Origin of the sequence: Shewanella sp. ZOR0012, from assembly GCF_000798835.1 — a bacterium.
Taxonomy (GTDB): domain Bacteria; phylum Pseudomonadota; class Gammaproteobacteria; order Enterobacterales; family Shewanellaceae; genus Shewanella; species Shewanella xiamenensis.
In genome coordinates, this window is sequence record NZ_JTLE01000094.1 from 211,333 (window position 1) to 232,341 (window position 21,009).

The 21,009-nt window shown below is 43.7% G+C and carries 11 protein-coding genes; all 11 read left to right on the forward strand.

Features of this window, described 5'->3' with window-relative positions; all coding sequences use genetic code 11:
* Window positions 1-58: 58 nt before the first annotated feature.
* The gene (gene pepN / locus L976_RS02820) at window positions 59-2,620 is read left to right on the forward strand and encodes an aminopeptidase N (protein ID WP_047533984.1); all 2,562 of its coding nucleotides are present in this window, start codon (window positions 59-61) and stop codon (window positions 2,618-2,620) included.
* A 263-nt stretch (window positions 2,621-2,883) separates the two neighbouring features.
* Entirely contained in the window at window positions 2,884-3,099 is a 216-nt protein-coding gene (locus L976_RS02825; RefSeq protein ID WP_047533986.1) for a DUF2835 domain-containing protein, read from the forward strand.
* A 338-nt stretch (window positions 3,100-3,437) separates the two neighbouring features.
* A complete protein-coding gene (locus tag L976_RS02830; protein ID WP_037426466.1) occupies window positions 3,438-5,480 on the forward strand; it encodes a DUF1302 domain-containing protein in 2,043 nt (680 codons plus the stop codon).
* A 12-nt stretch (window positions 5,481-5,492) separates the two neighbouring features.
* Window positions 5,493-6,857 carry a DUF1329 domain-containing protein gene (locus L976_RS02835; RefSeq protein ID WP_037419306.1) on the forward strand — a complete coding sequence of 455 codons (1,365 nt, stop codon included), beginning with the start codon at window positions 5,493-5,495 and terminating at the stop codon, window positions 6,855-6,857.
* 54 nt (window positions 6,858-6,911) lie between these two features.
* A complete protein-coding gene (locus L976_RS02840) occupies window positions 6,912-7,922 on the forward strand; it encodes a WD40/YVTN/BNR-like repeat-containing protein (RefSeq protein WP_047533989.1) in 1,011 nt (336 codons plus the stop codon).
* 31 nt (window positions 7,923-7,953) lie between these two features.
* Window positions 7,954-10,272 carry an efflux RND transporter permease subunit gene (locus L976_RS02845; protein ID WP_047533990.1) on the forward strand — a complete coding sequence of 773 codons (2,319 nt, stop codon included), beginning with the start codon at window positions 7,954-7,956 and terminating at the stop codon, window positions 10,270-10,272.
* A gap of 265 nt (window positions 10,273-10,537) precedes the next feature.
* Entirely contained in the window at window positions 10,538-15,382 is a 4,845-nt protein-coding gene (locus tag L976_RS02850; protein ID WP_037419313.1) for an NAD-glutamate dehydrogenase, read from the forward strand.
* Window positions 15,383-15,444: 62 nt separating this feature from the next.
* The gene (gene pyrD, locus L976_RS02855; RefSeq protein WP_047533991.1) at window positions 15,445-16,464 is read left to right on the forward strand and encodes a quinone-dependent dihydroorotate dehydrogenase; all 1,020 of its coding nucleotides are present in this window, start codon (window positions 15,445-15,447) and stop codon (window positions 16,462-16,464) included.
* A gap of 200 nt (window positions 16,465-16,664) precedes the next feature.
* Window positions 16,665-17,198 carry a cell division protein ZapC gene (locus L976_RS02860; RefSeq protein ID WP_037419319.1) on the forward strand — a complete coding sequence of 178 codons (534 nt, stop codon included), beginning with the start codon at window positions 16,665-16,667 and terminating at the stop codon, window positions 17,196-17,198.
* A gap of 214 nt (window positions 17,199-17,412) precedes the next feature.
* A complete protein-coding gene (gene rhlP / locus L976_RS02865; RefSeq protein WP_047533992.1) occupies window positions 17,413-18,261 on the forward strand; it encodes a rhombotarget lipoprotein in 849 nt (282 codons plus the stop codon).
* Between the two features lie 310 nt (window positions 18,262-18,571).
* Window positions 18,572-20,728, forward strand: a complete 2,157-nt coding sequence (locus tag L976_RS02870; RefSeq protein WP_047533994.1) for an AAA family ATPase — start codon at window positions 18,572-18,574, stop codon at window positions 20,726-20,728.
* The last annotated feature ends 281 nt before the right edge of the window (window positions 20,729-21,009 follow it).

A 21,009-nucleotide genomic window follows, 5' to 3' on the forward strand; every position in this document is an offset into this window, starting at 1 on the left:
CCTTAAAACGCGCTTATGGCGCGTTTTTCTTATTTAAATCAGTGTTAAAGGGAACGAAATGACACAAGTTCAAGCAAAATACCTTAAAGACTACCAAGCTCCCCAGTTCACGATTGAATCCATCGACTTAGATGTTAATCTTAACGGTAAAAATACCGTTGTTAAGGCTATTAGCAAGGTTAAACGTAGCTCTTCCCACGCTAATCCTTTAGTGCTTGATGGTGAAGGATTAACCTTAGTCAGCGTGGCGATTGATGGTCAACAGGTAGCGTATCAAGTTGGTGAAGGACAGTTGACAATCGAAACGACCCTAAATGAGTTTGAGCTGACCATCATCACCCAACTGGATCCTGAAGCCAACTCAAGCCTCGAAGGGCTTTATATGTCTGACGGTGCCTATTGCACCCAGTGTGAAGCTGAAGGCTTTAGACGTATCACTTACTTCCTCGACCGTCCTGACGTATTGGCTAAATATACTGTACGTATTGAAGCCGACAAGCTGGCGTTCCCGTTCCTGCTCAGTAACGGCAATTTGATTGACAAAGGTGAGCTCGATGGCGGACGCCATTATGTACGTTGGCAGGACCCTTTCCCCAAGCCGGCCTATCTTTTTGCCCTCGTGGCAGGTGATTTTGATCTGTTACAGGATGAGTTTATTACCCGCAGTCAGCGCAAAGTGGTGCTACAGGTTTTTGTTGATAAAGGGAATTTGCATAAGGCGCACCATGCTATGGCATCCCTTAAAAAGTCTATGGCTTGGGATGAGTCCCGTTTTGACCTTGAATACGATTTAGATATCTACATGATCGTTGCCGTCGACTTTTTCAATATGGGGGCGATGGAAAATAAAGGCTTAAATATCTTTAATACCAAATATGTCCTCGCCGATACTTTGACTGCGACTGATGAGGATTACCATGGTATTGAATCCGTTGTCGGCCATGAATATTTCCATAACTGGACGGGCAACCGTGTCACTTGCCGTGATTGGTTCCAATTAAGTCTCAAAGAAGGCTTAACAGTTTTTCGCGACCAAGAGTTTAGTTCGGATTTAGGTTCGCGCGCTGTAAATCGAATTCACGCCATTAAAGTCATCAAAAACCAGCAGTTCGCTGAAGACTCAGGCCCAATGGCACATCCAATTCGTCCAGAGTCCGTGATTGAGATGAATAACTTTTATACGGTGACAGTGTATAACAAGGGCGCCGAAGTTATTCGCATGATGCACACTTTGCTTGGTGAAGCCCGTTTCCAAGCGGGGATGAAGTTATACTTTAAACGCCACGATGGCCAAGCTGTGACCTGCGATGATTTTGTTGCGGCGATGGAAGATGCCAGTGGTATCGATTTAACCCAATTCCGCCTCTGGTATAGCCAAGCAGGTACGCCGGTAGTAACCGCAAGCGACAGTTTCGATGCTGCATCAGGGCGTTATCAGTTAACACTTAAACAGACTCTTACAGGCTGCACCTCGCCGCTGCATATTCCTTTTAGTCTGGAGCTGTTGGACGATAAGGGACTATCACTGGTCAACCAAGTGATCAGTTTTACTGACGCCGAACAAGTATTTACTTTTGAAGGACTCCGCCATAAACCTGTGGCGTCATTGCTGCAAGATTTCTCTGCGCCAGTTAAATTGCACTATCCCTTCGAAGTTGACCAACTTGTTAATTTGATGCGTTTTGCTTCGAGTGAAGTGGCGCGTTGGGAGGCATCCGTTACTCTCGTTAGCCAAGCAATTTGGCAAAATGTTGAACATTTACAGCAACATCAGACGATGACCTTAGATGAAAGAGTGAAGGATAGTTTTAAAGGTGCTTTACTCGATGAGAAACTCGATCAGGCATTAATGGCTGAGATTTTAGCGATTCCATCGGCTTCCGCTTTGATTGAGCAAACTGATACTGTTGACCTTGATGCGTTAGCGCTCGCGCGTGAATTTGTGCTCACCGAGCTTGCTGCTTACTGCGAAGATGAATTAACGGCACTTTATCGCTCATTAGTTAATTTGGATTGCACTAAAGCCCGCGCCCTTAAAAACCAATGTCTAAATTGGCTTAGCCGAGTTAGCAATGATGCCGAAACCTTTGTGGTAGAGCAGTTTGCTAAGGCTTGTAATATGACGGATTCGCTTGGCGCATTAACGGCAGCCAATGTTGGCTCTTTAACTTGCCGTGACCAGTTAATGGCTCAGTTTGAGACGCGCTGGCGTGATACCCCGCTAGTGATGGATAAATGGTTTATGTTACAGGCGACTCATGATAGCGATGATGTGATTGATAAATTACGTCAATTACAACAACACGCGAGTTTTAGTATGAGTAATCCAAATCGGGTACGTTCGCTTATTGGTAGTTTTGCCGCTGGAAATATTTATCAATTCCACCGCGCCGATGGCAGAGGTTATGAGTTTTTAACTGAGTGCCTTATCAACTTAAATCAGCTTAACCCACAAGTTGCCGCCAGAATGGTGACACCGCTCATCCAATTCAGTAAATTCGATGAAACACGTCAGCGTAAGATTAAGGCCTGTTTAACGCGTTTATTAGACTTACCTGGACTCTCTAAGGATTTATTCGAAAAAGTGTCCAAAGCGTTAGCGAAGTCGTCATTAACCTGAGCTCGAGATAAGCAGAGCCGCTGAATAGGCATCTTTTCGGGCCTTTCTGCGTTGCTCTGTCTCACCATCGCTCGCTATGGCATACGACAGAGCGCCCTGATATGCGCACAAATCTGCGCATTCAGCCAGATAATAGATTTTTCGTTTCAAAATAATCATTTATAGCATTGATTTAGTTTATTAAATTTAGGTTTTTCGACACTCGTTACCCCGAGTTCAGGTTAATTAGAGGAGGAGGGCAGCATTTTGCTGCCCTTATCAATATGGAATTGTATTTTAAGTTAACCCTTAGCTATCAAGATTTTTTACCTTACTATCAAGGGCTGGCAGATAAAGTTGAAGTGCGTGAACGTCAAGGGCGGATCATTTGGATTAGCGGGCGACATTTTAGGCGTTTTTTAACTGAAAATGGTATTCATGGGCAGTTTAAACTCGTGCTCGACGATAAAGGTCAATTTGTGTCATTGGAGCGGTTGTAGAAACAAATTGTTGATTTTATCTTAGAGTAATTACTTTAAACGGTCGACTAATTACAATTAATAAAACATGATAATTTCTTTGTGATTATGTTAATGAAATTTATGATTTTTTATCTTGTTTTGCCTCAGTATTCCAATCTTCTGCTTTACTAATTTAAATCCCATCTTTGTACTCGATGACATAAATGTGTCTACGTGCTTAATTCTTTAGAAAATTTTCTCTAACTGTGCCTTGCTCATAGGGATTAATTGCTGTAACAATGATGTTACCTGTGAGCTAACAAGATGTTGGTTGTAATTCCTAAAACAAAGAATCCAGCAGGGTACGGAGAGCTAAAATGAAAATTGTTAAAAAAAGTTTTAACAAGTCGGCGCTTGCTTTGGGGGTGGCGTCGGCATTGAGTTTGTTGATGATATCGAATGTTAATGCGGTTGCGTTCGATTGGGGGGAGGTACAAGGCACGTTTGACTCAACGTGGACCGCGGGTGCCAGTTGGCGTGTCGGTGAGCGCGATTGGGATGGACAAATTGGTAAAGTTAACCAGCCACAATTTGATTGGTCGAATTATACTGCGTTTGGCAATACTAAATACACATCTGCTGAGATTTGGGCACAGCCAGGTTCCTATTCAAGCAATAACGATTTAAGTAATTTGCTTTATTCTCAAGGTGATACTACTTCTGAGATCGTTAAAGGATTACATGAGCTGTCCCTGAAGTATGAGAATTATGGTCTGTTTGCTCGTGGCATGTATTTTTACGATCGTAAATTAAACGATGGTAACTATGACTTCAATGATCCGATAACAGGCAAAGAATTCGATCCTTGTGAGGATAATCGTGCTTCAGAAGTGCAATGTAAGGACATCCGTCTGTTAGATGCCTTTGTTTATGCGAATTTTGATTTAAATGACGGTGCCAATCCACTCTCTATCCGTTTAGGTAACCAAGTGGTTTCTTGGGGGGAAAGTACTCTTATCGCCCATGGTATTGGTGAGATTAACCCTGTTGATTTGAACATCCTTAATGCTCCCGGTGCAGAACTGAAAGAAGCCTTTAGACCTCAGGGCATGGTGTGGGCTTCTCTTGGGATCACAGAAAACTTATCGGTAGAAGCTTTCTATCAATATGATTGGGAACCTATTTGGGTGCCAACGCCCGGTTCAATTTTTGCGACTAACGATTTTGCTGGCTTTGGTGGCTACAATCAAAACGCACAGTTAGGTTTTAACGCCAACCCTGATATCAACTTAGACTTTGTGATGCAGGAATATCAACGTCTAGCAGGGATGATTGCCAGTGGTCAGACAATTCCAACGCAACAGCTCGTCGCGATGGCATTAGCTTATCCTACTAAAGTCACTTTAGTGCAAGATGAACAAGAGCCAAGTAATGATGGCCAATATGGTGTCAAATTGGGGTATTACGCGCCTGAATTGGGCGATACCGAGTTTGGTTTCTATTTTATGAACTACCATAGCCGCCGTCCGCTGATCAGCGGTACAGCCGCCGATTTTAGCACTGGTGCACTGCTATCTGACTTAGCGGTTCTGGGGCAAAATGCGGGTGATATCAACCGCGAATTACTGCTCAGCTTAAAGAGTTTCTCTAAAGCGCAAATTGTGTACCCTGAAGACATCAAGCTTTATGGCTTCAGTTTTAACACTTCACTAGGCGATACTTCAGTCGGTGCTGAAATTGCCCACCGCCAAGATGAACCACTGCAAATTGATGACGTAGAACTACTGTTCGCAGGTATGCCTCAGCAGTTAGCAAATGCCGGTATTCGCCCCGATTTCGACGGTATTTCACAAATTGATGGAGTAAAGCCTGGTGATACCGTTGACGGCTTTATCCGCTTAGATACGACTCAGGCGCAAGTCACTTTCACTCACCTATTTGGTCCTACATTGGGCCTAGATAACCTGACGATGTTAGCTGAAGTTGGCGGGGTGTGGATCCATGATATGCCTGGGTTTGATGAATTGCGCTTAAATGGTCCGGGAACGGCGCGTTCTGGCGGTAATCCTGATATGCCAGGCATTATTCAAGCGTTGCATAACGGCCCTGAAACAAACCCATTCCCAACCGATTTCGCATGGGGATATCGCCTTGTAGCTAAAGCTGAGTTCAACAACTTGTTTGCGGGTGTAAACATGTCTCCAAGGATGATTTTCTCGCACGATGTTGATGGTATTACACCAGATCCTATGTTCCTCTTCACTGAGGGACGCAAGTCAGTCGCTTTGGGTCTGAACTTTGAATACCAAAACCGTTGGGGGGCCGATCTGTCCTACAACAACTTCTTTGGTGGTGTAGGTACAACCAACGCGATGGCAGATCGTGATTATATTTCATTCAATATCAAGTATTCGATCTAAAGGACTATAACAATGAAGAAACTGTCGATATTGGCAAGTGCGGTCATTATGGCACTTGTAGCACCAGCAGCGATGGCTAAAGTATCCGAAGTCGAGGCCGCAAAACTGGGTAACGAATTAACCCCATTAGGTGCTGAAAAGGCTGGAAATGCTGATGGTTCTATCCCCGCATGGGATGGTGGTATTACTAAGCCAGTAGCGGGTTACACTAAGGGGATGCATCATCCTGATCCTTTTCCTGAAGATAAGATTGAATTTACCATTACCAATGCAAACAAAGCGCAATATAAAGATTTTTTGACCCCAGGTCAGATGAAATTATTTGAGCTTTATCCTGATACTTACAAGATGAATGTGTACAAGACTCGTCGTAGTGCTTCCGTACCGCAATTTGTTTACGATGCGACCAAAGCCAATGCGACCCGTGCCGAATTGGTGGCGCAAGGTAATGGTATTTCGGGTGCATCGATTGGTATTCCATTCCCTATTCCGGCTAACGGTTTAGAAGCGATTTGGAACCATATTCTACGCTTCCGTGGTGTGGATGTTGAAACCTCACGTAGCCAAGCGGCACCGACAGCTGATGGTAGTTTCACCTTAGTGGAAACTGCCGAGGAAATCCGTTTCGAATATTCTCGTCCTGAGATTACTTTAGATCAGTTAAAAGCGAGCAACACCTTGTTTTATTTTAAACAAGTAGTGACTCAACCTGCACGTTTAGCGGGTACTGCGCTGCTAGTTAAAGAAACCATGGATCAAGAAGCTTTACCGCGCCAGGCATGGACCTATAACACAGGTCAGCGCCGCGTGCGTAAAGCACCAAACGTTGCCTTTGATACACCGGGTACCGTATCCGATGGTCTGCGCACCACTGACGATTTCGACATGTTTAACGGCTCACCCGTGCGCTACAACTGGGAGCTTGTGGGCAAGAAAGAAATCTATATTCCTTACAACGACTACAAATTGCATTCAGATAAGCTGAAATATGATCAGATTTTAAAACCCGGTCATATCAATCCTGAGTTCGTCCGTTGGGAAAAACACCGCGTGTGGGAAGTTAAGGCGACACTGAAAGACGGTATGCGCCATATCTATAAAACCCGCGTGATGTATCTTGATGAAGACTCTTGGCAGGTATCGATTGCCGATCTGTATGACAACCGTAATGAACTTTATCGTGTGGCGGTTGCCCATGGTTTGAACTATTACGAAGTACCTACCCAGTGGGATACCTTAGAAGTGTTCCATGATTTGCAGTCCCGTCGTTACTTAGCTATGGGCTTAGACAACCAGAGCGGTATGTATAATTTCGATGCCAAACTGAGTGAAGCGAACTTCACCCCAGATGCGCTGCGTCGTGAAGGTATTCGTTAATCAGCCACGGTAAAAGGGGCGCTAAGCGCCCCTCATTAGTTTAAGGAAGTTTGTATGTCGTTTCGCATCCTTCAATGTGTCGCTGCGATAAGTGTTGGTTGTTTATTTTCTTCCCCGTTGTTTTCTGCTGTGCCAGAGCGTTTTCCACAAATCCAGCCGTTGGCCGCATCTTCTTTAGTGCTCGATATTGCACACGCTGGACAGCATTTGGTTGCCGTGGGTGAGCGTGGTCATGTGTTAGTGTTCAATGACAAATGGCAACAAGTCCCGACGCAAACTTCGGTTCAGTTAACAAAGGTTTTCTTTTTAACTGAAAAACTCGGTTGGGCTGTCGGTCACGATGCCACCATTTTGCACACTCAAGATGGCGGCCAAACTTGGTCGTTACAAATGCAGTCGACTGAAATTGAAAAGCCTTTCCTTGATGTGTTGTTTTTAAATGAACAAGAGGGCATAGCGATTGGTGCCTACGGGCTTTTCTATCGCACCCGTGATGGTGGCGCAAATTGGGCTGAGGAATTCCATGAAGAGTTACTGGCCGAAGAAGATGTGTCCTATTTAGCTGAGTTAAAAAATAGCGACCAAGACGCTTATCTGACCGAGCGCGCTTCATTATTGCCACATTTTAATCGGATGATTGAGCTTAATGATGGCCGCTTATTATTAGTCGGAGAGCTTGGTTTAGTGGCGGTGTCGGCTGATAAAGGCCAAACCTTTACCCGCACAGGGTTTGATTACGATGGCTCTATGTTCAATGCTATCCAATTGCAGGATTCAGTCTACGTAATGGGGCTTAGGGGGCATGTTTTTAAGGCGGATTTGAGTCTTGGCCAATGGGATGAGATTGAGATGCCAGTTAAATCATCCATCAACGGCGCCATGGTTAGCTCGGACACTAGCCTTTATCTAGTGGGAAATGCTGGCGTGGTTATCCAGTTAAATAAGGATGATAGTTCGAGTATTGTCACTCGTCGCCAAGGGGAAAACTTAGTTTCAATTGCCAAAGATAACCAAGGGAATGTGTGGTTATCGGGTAGCCAAGGGCTACTCACTCTGAAGCCATAAATTATAAAACAACAATAACAGGGCCGATAAGATGTTAGAAAAACTGGTCAACGGATTTGAGTCATTTTTATTCCGCAACCGCGCTTGGGTGGTGAGCATTTTTATTTTGCTGACGTTTTTTTTGGGCTACCAGGCAAGCCAATTAAAAATGGATGCGGCATTCATTAAAAATATTCCGCTCAATCATAGCTATATGCAAACCTACCTCAAACACCAAAAAGATTTTGGTGGCGCCAATAGTATTATGGTGGCGGTGGAAGACACCAGCGGCAATATTTTTAACCCTAACTTTTTTGATACCCTTAAAAATGTCCATGATCAGCTATTTTTTATTCCCGGTGTTGACCGCTCGCAGGTGAAGTCCTTGTTTTCACCTTCGACTCGTTTTACTGAGGTTGTCGAAGATGGTTTTGCTGGCGGCCCTGTGATCCCCGCCGATTTTACGACCACTGAAGCGGGTTTGAATACGGTGCGCGATAACATCGAAAAAGCAGGCATTGTAGGACGTTTGATTGCCAATGATTACAGTGCTGCTATGGTGTCGGCCCAGTTGATGGACTTTGATCCACAAACGGGTAAACCCTTAGATACCATCGCCTTTGCCGCTCAGCTGGAGAAGGAGCTTCGCGGTAAGTATGAAACCGACAAGGTGAAAATCCATATCATTGGTTTTGCCAAGATGGCGGGGGACGTGGCCGATGGCGCCAAAGGCGTATTGCTGTTTTTTGTGATAGCCATTTTCGTTACGGCTGTAATGGTTTATCTGTTTTCTAAATCGATTATTCTGACAATATTCCCTCTCGTCTGTAGCTTAACTGCGGTGATCTGGCAGCTCGGTTTATTAACGGTAATTGGTTTCGGTCTCGATCCGATGTCGATTCTGGTGCCATTTCTGGTGTTTGCGATTGGTGTTAGTCACGGTGTACAGATTATTAACGCGGTAAGACGTCGGGTAATGGATGGACAAACGACCAAGGCGGCCTCGGCTTCGGCGTTTCGTAGCTTACTCGTCCCCGGTGGCGTAGCATTACTGTCTGATACAGTGGGTTTTATTACGTTACTCTCCATTGATATTGGTATTATTAGAGAGCTAGCGATTTCGGCATCCTTAGGTGTCGGTGTGATTATTTTCACTAACCTTATCCTGTTACCGCTAGTGATTTCCTTTACTGAGCTCAAAGTTGCGCCACAAGGTGCCGGGCCATCATCGGATGAAGTGCGTGCCGAGGCGATTTGGCGCTACCTAGCAAAATTTGCTACGCCTAAATATGCGATGGTAGTGATAGTGGCAACGATAGCCTTGTATTTTTTGGGGCTGCAACAGGCAAACCAGATGAAAATTGGTGATCTACAAGGCGGCGCGCCTGCTCTGCACCAAGATTCACGTTATAACCTAGATACTTTCTTTATTACCGACCACTTCTCTATCACCACGGATGTAATGACTGTGATAGTTGAAGCTACTCCAGAAGCCTGTACCTATCACGATGTATTGACCCAGATTGATGAGTTTGAGTGGTTGGTACGTAATACTCCTGGCGTTGAGTCAACCGTTAGCTTGGCATCCGTGGCGAAAAAGGTAAACGCAGGTTTTAACGAAGGCAATCCAAGATGGGAAGTGTTGCCGCGTACAACGGCGAGTTTAGTGCAGGCGATTGGTCAAATTCCTACGACGTCAGGCTTGTTAAATGGTGATTGCTCGGTGATGCCAGTGTATTTATTTATGCAGGATCATAAAGCAGAAACCATTGAGACTGTGGTTGCCAAGGTGAAAGCGGTCGCGGCCAAAATGAATAATGATAAGCTGCAATTTAAGCTAGCCTCTGGCCCAGTGGGAGTGATGGCCGCAACCAATGAAGCCGTTGCTGAAGCCCAATTACCTATGATGATCTATGTGTATGGCGCAGTATTTGTACTTTGCCTTATCAGCTTTAAGTCATTTAAGGCAACGGTAGCGGTGATTATTCCACTTTATGTGGTCTCGACACTGGCGCAAGCGTTGATGACTCAGCTCAATATTGGCTTAGCTGTTAGTACCTTACCCGTTATCGCCCTTGGTGTCGGCATCGGGGTCGACTATGGTATCTATATCCTGTCGACCATGTCGTCCAAGTTGTCGAATGGGATGCCAGTTCAACAAGCCTACTATGAAGCCTTAGTCGAGCGGGGCAGTGCAGTGATATTCACCGGCTTAACCTTGGCGATTGGGGTAAGCACTTGGTTTTTCTCGGCGCTAAAGTTCCAAATGGATATGGGGATCCTGCTTACTTTCATGTTTGTGGTAAATATGTTGGGGGCAATAATTATCTTGCCAGCGTTGTCGGCAGTGTTTTGGCGACAAGCTAAGTAGTATCAATGAATGGGGAGTTTAACTCCCCATTTTCTTTTGCATAGATAGTCTGTTTTTACGATTGTTTGGTCATTTTGTGTGCTTTAATCGCGTGGCGACTGGATTTCAAGAGGATGTACCACTAAAATTTTCCTCGAAATACAGAGGATTTAGTAATAAACTTCGCGCGACGATCTAGATCACACTCGCTTTTCTCAGATTGTTAAGCCGAAGCATCCAAATAATGAAAAAAAGCGCTGCCATAGACGCTTAAGGAAACAGCAACATGGCCTTGAAAGATGCAATGCCTTCAGTACTACTTGAAAATGTAGTCAGTTTAATTCACGCTAAAGTCCCTAATTCACAAGCCAAGCAAGTTGAACAGTTCGCGACCTGCCTTTATGCCCACATGTCGAAAGACGACCTCAATGCGCGTAATGACAGCGATCTGTACGGTGCCGTTCTCAGTTTATGGAATGCACTGAATAAAACCCCGAAAGGGGAAACTCACCTCAGAGTATTCAACCCAAGTCAGTCTAAACACGGCTGGCAATCGACCCATTCGATCATTGAAGTCATCCAACCTGATATGCCATTCTTGGTTGATTCTGTTGGTATGGCATTGAATCGCATGGGTATTACGGCCCATATGATGTTACACACTCCGCTGGCGATTGAGCGTTCAGCGCAAGAAGTCACTAAAGTAACCTACTTGAAGCAAAGCCCTGACAGCACTGAGCAGGTGGCGGTTTTCCTGATTGAAATCGATCGTCAAAACAGTAGCGCGGATATCAAAGCCCTTGAGCGTGAAATCCAATCAGTGCTTGGCGATGTCGCCGCATCAGTTAATGACTGGGAAGCCATGTCAGCTAAGCTGAGTGAGACTATTAAAGACCTGCCTAAGCGTCCATTCCCCGGTGAGAAGCAAGAGTTAGAAGAAGCGATTAACTTCCTAACTTATCTTAATAATCATCATTTTACCTTACTGGGCTACCGTCAATACGATTTAAAACGTGTTGAAGGGGATGTTGAGTTGGTGCCGAATATGGCCTCGAGTTTAGGCTTAATGAACAAGCACCATAAGGCTCAACCAGAGCAAGGTTTGTTACTATCAAGTTTTTCTGATAGTGCGCGTAAAGAAGCCTTAGATCACAGTTTGTTGATCCTGACGAAGAGCAGCGCCAAGAGCCGTGTGCACCGTCCAGCCTATGTTGACTATATCGGTATCAAACGCTTCGACAAAAAAGGCAATGTGGTTGGTGAAGACAGATTCATCGGTTTATACGCTTCAAACGTGTATAACCGCAGCCCACGTGAGATCCCGCTGCTGAACGAAAAAGTTCAACGTGTATTAGATCGCTCAGGTTTAACGCCACGTTCTCACGATTATAAAGCCCTACTGAACATTCTCGAAAACTTACCGCGCGATGAGCTAATTCAAGCCAATGTGGAAGATTTAGCACACACAGCGCACGGTGTGCTCGAGATGCAAGACAGGGATAAACTGAAACTCTTTGTTCGTAAAGATGGTTTCGGGCGTTTCTTATCCTGTTTAGTGTATGTTTCTAAAGATCGTTACAACACTAAACTTCGCCAAGATACCCAGCGTATTCTGGCCCAGCATTTCAACAGCAAAGAAGATGTAGAGTTTACGACGTATTTCTCCGAGTCAACCCTGGCCCGTACTCACTACATTGTCAAAGTTGATAACAATAATATGGATGTAGATGTGGCTGCCATAGAGAACAATTTAATTGAAGCGGCACGTTCTTGGGAAGATAAGTTAAATACTGCGCTAAACAACGCCTTAGGTGAAGAAGCCGGTACTCATCTGATGAAGCGTTACGCTAACGCCTTCGAACAAAGCTATAAAGAAGATGTATTGCCAAGTTCGGCCGTTGTGGATATGCAACAGCTTGAAGCGCTAGATGACGAACACAAGTTAGGCATGTTGTTCTATCAACCGCAGGAAGCTGCGCTGAACGACAACAAAGTGCGTTTAAAACTGTTCCATAAAGATGAACCAATCCATCTTTCTGACGTACTGCCAATGCTGGAAAACTTTGGTCTGCGCGTGATCAACGAGCGCCCTTATGAAGTGACGACCTCAGACGGTTCAACCTTCTGGATCTTAGACTTCTTAATGACGGTCAAAGTCGCCAATACTGACAATATCGCCGATAGCCAAGACAGATTCCAAACGGCACTGTCTCAAGTGTGGCAAAAGAAATTAGAAGACGACGGTTTTAACCGTATCATTCTGGCGTCAGGTTTAACGGGCCGTGAAGTATCCGTACTGCGTGCTTACGCTAAATACATGCGTCAAATCGATGCGACATTCAGCCAAGCCTATATTGAAGAAACCTTCGGTCGTTATCCACAAATCGCTGATTTGTTGGTAAAAATGTTTATCCGTAAGTTCAATCCAAAACTGAAAACCCGCACATTGGGCAAGTTTATGGAGCAGATCAACCTACGTTTAGACGAAGTATCGAGCTTAGATGATGACCGTATTATCCGTCGTTACCTCGATCTGATTAACGCTACGCTGCGGACAAACTTCTATCAATTAGATGCTAAGGGTGAACCGAAGAGCTATATCTCCTTCAAGTTTATGCCTTCGATGATCCCTGAAATGCCACGCCCACTACCGAAATTCGAAATTTTCGTTTATTCGCCACGGGTTGAAGGTGTGCATTTACGTGGTGGTAAAGTGGCTCGTGGTGGTTTGCGTTGGTCTGACCGTCGTGAAGACTTCCGTACCGAAGTGCTTGGCTTAGTGAAAGCACAGCAAGTGAAAAACACCGTTATTGTCCCTGTAGGGGCAAAAGGTGGTTTCGTTTGTAAGCAGCTGCCAACTGAAGGGGGCCGTGAGGCGTTCTTCACTGAAGGCCAAGAGTGCTACCGCATCTTTATTCGTGCACTGCTCGATATTACTGACAACATCGTTAACGGTGAAATCGTACATCCAGTAGATGTGGTGCGTCATGATGAGGATGATCCATATCTCGTTGTGGCTGCGGATAAAGGCACTGCGACCTTCTCTGATATCGCTAACGCCATTTCCCAAGAATACAATTTCTGGTTAGGTGATGCGTTCGCATCGGGTGGTAGTAACGGTTACGACCATAAGAAAATGGGTATCACGGCTAAAGGTGGCTGGGAATCTGTTAAGCGCCATTTCCGCGAAGTGGGTATCGATTGCCAAACTACCGACTTTACCTGTTTAGGTATCGGCGATATGGCGGGTGACGTATTTGGTAACGGTATGTTGTTGTCTAAGCACACAAAACTTGTGGCTGCATTCAACCATATGCATATCTTTATCGATCCAAATCCAGATGCTGCCGCCAGTTATGAAGAGCGTGCCCGTTTGTTCGCACTGCCACGTTCAAGCTGGGAAGACTACAACAGCAAACTGATCTCTAAAGGTGGCGGCATCTTCCTGCGTTCATCTAAGTCGATTCCATTATCTGCTGAAATGAAGCAAATGCTGGAAACTGAAAAGGCGTCGATGACACCAACCGAGTTGATGAAAGAGCTGCTGAAAATGCCAGTCGATCTGATTTGGAACGGTGGCATCGGTACTTACGTTAAGTCTTCCCGCGAAACCAATGCTGAAGTCGGCGACCGCGCTAACGATGCACTGCGCGTCAATGGTCGTGAACTGCGCGCCAAGATCGTGGGCGAGGGTGGTAACTTAGGTTGTACCCAATTAGGTCGTATTGAGTACGCGGCCAACGGCGGTCGTATCAACACTGACTTCGTGGATAACGTAGGTGGTGTAGATTGTTCTGACAACGAAGTAAACATCAAGATTCTGTTAAACGCGTTAGTGGCTGAGGGTGAATTGACACTCAAGCAACGTAACCGTTTACTGGAAGAGATGACCGAAGAAGTGGGTCAAATTGTTCTACAAGACTGTAAAGACCAAACTCGCACGATTTCGGTGACTCAAGTCCGTGGTGCAGAACAACTAAAAGAGCAAATTCGCTTTATCCAGTATCTGGAGAAAGAAGGCAAGTTAGACCGTGCGTTAGAATTCTTACCTTCGGAAGAAGAACTGGCAGAACGTCTAGCTAATGGCCGTGCATTAACGCGTCCAGAGCTATCAGTGCTGGTGGCTTACGCTAAGATGGTGCTGAAAGAGCAGTTACTCACCCCTGAAATCACTGAAGATACATTGTTGAGCCAATTGTTGATTGCATACTTCCCGAAAAAACTTCAGGAACTGTACAGTCATAAAATGGTTACGCACCCATTGCGCGGTGAAATCATTGCTACATCGCTGGCCAACGAGTTGGTCAACGACATGGGGCTGAACTTTGTTCAACGTATGCAAGATGAGACAGGTGCCTCAGTTGCCGATGCGGCGATTTGTTACACTATGGCTCGCGAAGTCTTTGGTTTAGCTGAACTAACTAAATCAATCACTGACTTAAACGGTATTGTACCTGCTGTGGTTCAAGGTGAAATGTTGCACCAGTTACGTCGTAATATGCGTCGTGCATGCCGCTGGTTCCTGCGTCACCGTAACCGTAGTTGGAGCATTGAGCAAACTGTTGCCTTCTTCAAACCTGTATTTGAACAACTCAAAGCGAATGTTCATTCATACTTAGTCGAAGAAGAAGCGGCAGGTATCCAAGCTGAGATCAATGCTCTGATTAAAGAGAATGTGCCTCAGGATGTTGCCTCTACCGTTGCTAATATGAGCACACTGTTCTCTACACTTGATATTGCGCAAATTGCGCAGACAGAAGAGAAGACAGTTGCGCTTGTTGCCGAGACTTATTTCAAACTCGGTGCCCGTGTTGAGCTGCACTGGTTCCTAGAACAGATCAGTGCGCAACCAGTTACTAACCATTGGCAAGCACTGGCCCGTGCAGCCTTTAGGGAAGAGCTGGATTGGCAGCAACGTGCGTTAACGTCAGTGGTTTTAAGAACGTGCAGTGCAACCTGTAACGCACAGAGCGTGATTTCCCAGTGGATTGATACTAATCAAGCCTTACTGGAAAGATGGTTCCATATGCTAGCTGACTTTAAAACGTCGCAAAGCCATGAGTTTGCTAAGTTCTCTGTCGCCCTACGTGAACTTAACCTTCTGATCCTTCACTGCGAAGGGCAAAAGTAAACTTTTATAACAATCAGAAGCCCTGGCGATCGCCGGGGCTTTTTTTAGGTCGAGGAAAGTACATGTTTTATAAAATCGCACAGAAAGTCATGTTTCAGATGGATCCTGAGCGAGCGCATAATTTAGCCATTGGTAGCCTGAGAATGACAGGTAATAGCCCTCTGAATGCTTTTTATGCTCAGCATATTGCTCCTGCGCCAGTGAGTTTTATGGGGCTGACGTTTCCAAATCCTGTGGGTTTAGCCGCAGGTATGGATAAAGATGGTGAGTCGATCGATGCTTTTCATGCGATGGGATTTGGTCATGTGGAAGTGGGAACTGTTACTCCAAGACCACAGCCCGGTAATGATCTACCCCGTTTATTTAGATTAAAACCCGCCAAGGCGATTATCAATCGCATGGGCTTTAATAACAAAGGTGTCGATAATCTGGTCAAAAATTTGATCGCAAAGAAAACCGATATCATGGTTGGGGTCAATATAGGTAAAAATAAAGACACGCCAGTAGAGCAGGGGAAAGACGATTATTTGATCTGCATGGATAAAGTTTATCCTTATGCCGCCTATATTGCGGTGAATATTTCATCACCCAATACGCCGGGATTACGATCGTTGCAATATGGCGATCTATTAGATGAATTATTAAGCGCATTAAAAACCAAGCAACTTGAGCTAGCTGAGAAACATAAAAAATATGTACCAATAGCCCTTAAAATTGCTCCCGATTTAACCACAGAAGAAATTGAAAATATTGCTCAAGCATTAATTAAAAATCAGTTTGATGGTGCAATTGCGACCAATACAACCTTAACTCGTGACGGTGTTAGCGGGCTTACCAATGCTAATGAAAGCGGTGGTTTAAGCGGTAAACCTTTAACAGAACTGTCAACAAAAGTGATTAAACAATTGGCGACTTCTTTACAGGGAAAACTTCCAATTATTGGTGTGGGAGGGATTAATAGTGCTGAAGATGCCTTAGCAAAATTTGATGCCGGTGCGACAATGGTTCAGATTTACTCTGGTTTTATTTATCAAGGTCCAAAGTTAATTAAAGAGATAGTTGAAGCTTATCGCTTAAAATAATGATCTTTACATCTCACTAAGGATCTAAAACAAGATCTTTTATCATAACCGCGATCTAAAACGATCATCAGATCGCGGTTATGATCTCTAAATAGATCTTCTAAGTAATTGTTAATTAATTTGTATTTTATTATTTTTATTTTGATATTGCATAAAATATCTACTATGATGTGGCAGTGTTCAAATAGTAGGTAAACGTTATGTTATTATTGCCACAAAAGGATTGGCACTGGAAATATAACGATTCGTATGGTGTATTAGGCGTTTCGTTAGGTTCCGAGATAGAATTTCTGACGGCTTATAAAGCGAAATCATTAATTCCTGATGCCTTATCAAGCATGGAATTTAATATCGCGCACGCCAAATTCTATATGAGCTTACTCGACAAGTTGCCAAAAAACTTATCCCTAACCGATGCCGCAATAGTGCAAATTGCCCTTAATGCGACAGCGGCCCATTTTATGCTGACTCCCCAAATGCCTAAATCTTGGTTTTTTGATACCAGCGATGTATGCGTTTACAGTGATGTAGGTAAAGTCTTTGAGCTTAAATGCCAAAAACAACGTGCATTAGTGTTAGTCGTCGAAAACACCTTACAATCGGCGCTAGTGATGTTGCTATCGCCTGAATGTGTGTTATCCGGTGCTAAAACTATGGTGCAGTTCGAAACTATTAAAGTAATGCATAATCGTTTACACCCACTTCGCGCACAGCGGCATGTGGTTGCAGCATAATCATTATGATTAGTTTGTGATGTTATTTATGTCGTTATCAAAGCCAAAGCCGCATTTCGATGCGGCTTGCTTGTTTCTAAGCCTCTAAAAAGCCAAACAAAAGCGCGATATGTGAAGTTAACGGCTTGTTTTTACAGCAGTGACTCGCTAAGGTAGCGGCAATATGCACGGGTTGCATGGGCCTGTGTGCAGTAAGGATACGGTAGGGAAACAGATGAAAACAAAATTCATAGCGCTTGTAGGCGCGCTGGCATCGATTAGCATCTTGCTTAGTGGTTGCAGTGCTTTTTTTAACGGTAACACCACCGAAAAAAACGTGGTTTCCAGCAGTCTGGTTGAATATCTCTATCCCGACGATAAACAGCGTGAGGCGCAGCAGCCCAGTATTCCCGTGTTACGTCTTCCCATCACGGTCGGCATCGCCTTTTTACCTTCCTCCCATTGGCAATCTGAAGCCCTCGATAGCAGCTCACAAATCGCCTTGCTGGATAAAGTGAAACAGTCTTTTGTGAAATACGACTTTATTGACCGTATCGAATTAATTCCCAGCACTTACCTTAAAAATGGCAAAGGTTTTAGCACCTTGCAGCAGGTTGCCCGCTTACACGATGTCGATGTGATGGCACTGGTGTCTTACGATCAACTGTTACAAAGCAGCGAGAATAAGGCTTCACTGCTGTATTGGACCATAGTCGGCATGTATATGGTGCCCGGCAATGAAAACGCGATTCAAACCTTTGTCGACACTGCGGTATTTGATATGCGTAGCCAAAAAATGTTGTTTAGGGCGCCTGGTATTAACCAACTTACCGACACGTCAACCGCAGTGAGCGTCACCAATGTGTTACGTGAAAAATCCGCCGAAGGCTTTGATCTAGCGGTAAACGATATGATCACTAATTTAGACGCCGAATTAGCCCGCTTTAAAACCCGTGTGAAAGAAGAACATATTGCGACCATAGAACATAAACAAGGTTATAGCGGCGGTGGCAGTTTATCCCTATTAATCCTTTCGCTACTGGGCATATTTGCACTTCGCCGTATAACCATATGCCGAGAATAGTTGAGTTGATTGGTTTGAGCCTATTTAGTCAGATAGGTAAGGTGGGATAGGGACGGTTAGTTAGGATGATAGTTATGCCGTTAAGAGCACTGCTTTATTGATGGCAATCTTAGCTAACCATGACGCGGTTAATTCTGCGAAAAGCTTTTTCCCTTTTTAATTTACACCTAATTAATTTACCGCATTACTGAGCCGTTATTTGACATACTTTTTCTCAATCTAAAAGTGGATATGATATTTGTGGCACATCAATGGTTGTTTCAAATCAACATAACTAATAAGTTCAATTTCCAGTTGGTATAGGCAGAATATGATTACACAAATAAACCTTGGTGATGTAGCAAGTTATCGAAACACAACAACTCTCAATACAGATAAAAAAGTAAACATCATTTATGGCTTAAATGGTACTGGAAAAAGTACATTCTCAAACTACTTTTATGCGCCCGATGATCCTAAATATAAAGACTGTTCTTACAGAAACGATGGGTGTAAGGTTCTTGTTTATAATCAGAAGTTTATTCAAGATAACTTTTATTCCAAAGATTCTATTAATGGTATTTTTAGCCTATCCAAGGAGAACAAAGAAGCTAAGGAAAAGGTAGAGCAGCTTGGTAAAGATATTGACCAACTGAGTGAAAAAAGCAAGTGCTACCAAGCTGACATTGACAAAGAAATTGGTGCTTTGAAGAAAGCGAAAGATACGGCAGAAAAAAAGGCCTGGGAAATAAAGACGAACTACTCTGGTGGTGATCGCGTTCTGAAATTTTGCCTTGAACGGTTAATGGGGGACAAAACCGTTCTGTTCGATCATCTTGTTTCTGTCCCTTTGCCAACCGTTAAACCAGTTAAAACGATTGAACAGCTTAAAGAGGAAGTTATTGCAATTGATGGTGATAAGGCCAATACTTACAACGTCTTACCAAAGATTTCATTGTCAGAGCTTTTACCAGAGGAATTAGAACTACTCAAAGAAATAGTGATTGGTAATGAAGATAGCCCAATCGCAAAACTGATTAATCAGTTGAAAAACTCTGACTGGGTTAGTGATGGTTTGCAGTACCTTGATGATATTGAAGATGAAACGTGTCCGTTTTGCCAGTCTAAGACGATTACGCCTGAGTTAATCGCGCAGATCAAAGACTACTTTGATGAGACGTATGAAGAAAGTAAGCAGAATATAGGCAAAATACTTACCAAATACCAAAAGATAGTTGATTCTCTTACTGATTTAGAAATCTACAAGACATCGCCTTTTTCTATCGAGTTCCTTGCAGAAATGACAGAGTCTTATGCGTCAATTGCTGGAACATTAAAATCCAATTTACTCAAAGTTCAGAAAAAAGAGCAAACGCCAAGCCTGAAAGTTGAGTTGGAAGAACTTAGTGAGCACGTTGCCTCTTTTAATAAACATGTGGATGCTGTTAATGCCAGCATCGGCATTCACAACCAAAAAATTGCTAATTCAACGCAAGAATTGAAACGTATTAAAGACGAGTTTTGGAAAATCGTTCGTTGGGAATACGATCAGACCATCAAAGGGTATGAATCAAGCAAAAAAGACAGTAATGACAAAATAATCAAGTGGAAAGCAGATAAGGAAAATGTCGATACTGAGATAGTTCAACTCGAAGCTGAACGAACCGAGCAACAAAAACAAACAGTTAACATTGACGATTCGATTAAAAATATCAATAAAGGCCTTGTTGATATTGGGATTACTGATTTTCATATTGAGAAGCACGAAAAAGCCCTATATCGACTTGTAAGAACTGGAACAGAGGAACCAATCTTTTTGTCGTTGTCCGAGGGTGAAAAGATGATTATTAGCTTTTTGTACTTCCGAGAATTGTTTAAAGGTAAACAAACGGCTGATGAGGCACACGTAAAAAAAATTGCGGTAATTGACGATCCAGTTTCAAGCTTGTCTCATATCTTTGTTTACAATATCGGGCAGCTCATAAAGAACGATTTCTTCAATGCTGACGGCGTGGAGCAAGTTTTTGTCCTCACGCACAGTCTTTACTTCTTTTATGAACTTGTTGATTCAAATCACAACCGCAGAGCAAAAAACCAATCGCTGTATCGATTATCTAAAAATACGAAAGGCACAACGATTGAAACGATGAAGTATGAAGAAGTACAGAATGACTATCAATCATACTGGTCAGTGATTAATGACAAGGATCAACCTGCTGCTTTGATTGCAAACTGTATGAGAAACGTAGTTGAATACTTCTTTAACTTTGTGCAGAAATCAGATTTGAGCAACGTAATGCAAAAACAAGAGCTTCAAGAAGTGAAGTATCAGGCTTTCATTCGATATATAAACCGAGAATCACACTCACTTGGTCAGAATATTATTGATTTTAAAGAGTTTGATTATGAGGCGTTTAGAGAAGGTTTAAGGTTATTATTCGAAATCACGGGTTATCCTGAACACTATCAGAAAATGTCTCAGATATAGATACGTTAAATAGTGATCTGAATCATCGGAATTAGGCAGTAAATTAGGTGATTTTTCATAAGTGAAGTTACTCATGAATTGCTAAGTTAGCAAAAAAAACTAAATTGAAATTGTCCTCAAACTGTTCTGTATTTCTTTAAAAACAACAGATTACGCCGCTGCTAAACAGGTGAGCCATGATGATTAGCGAGACGACCGTCCGCCCCACGGACGGGGCGGTCGAGCATCCAAGGATGGACTCGCTGCGTGTCGATGAGCAAACATCATGGCTCGCCTGTTTA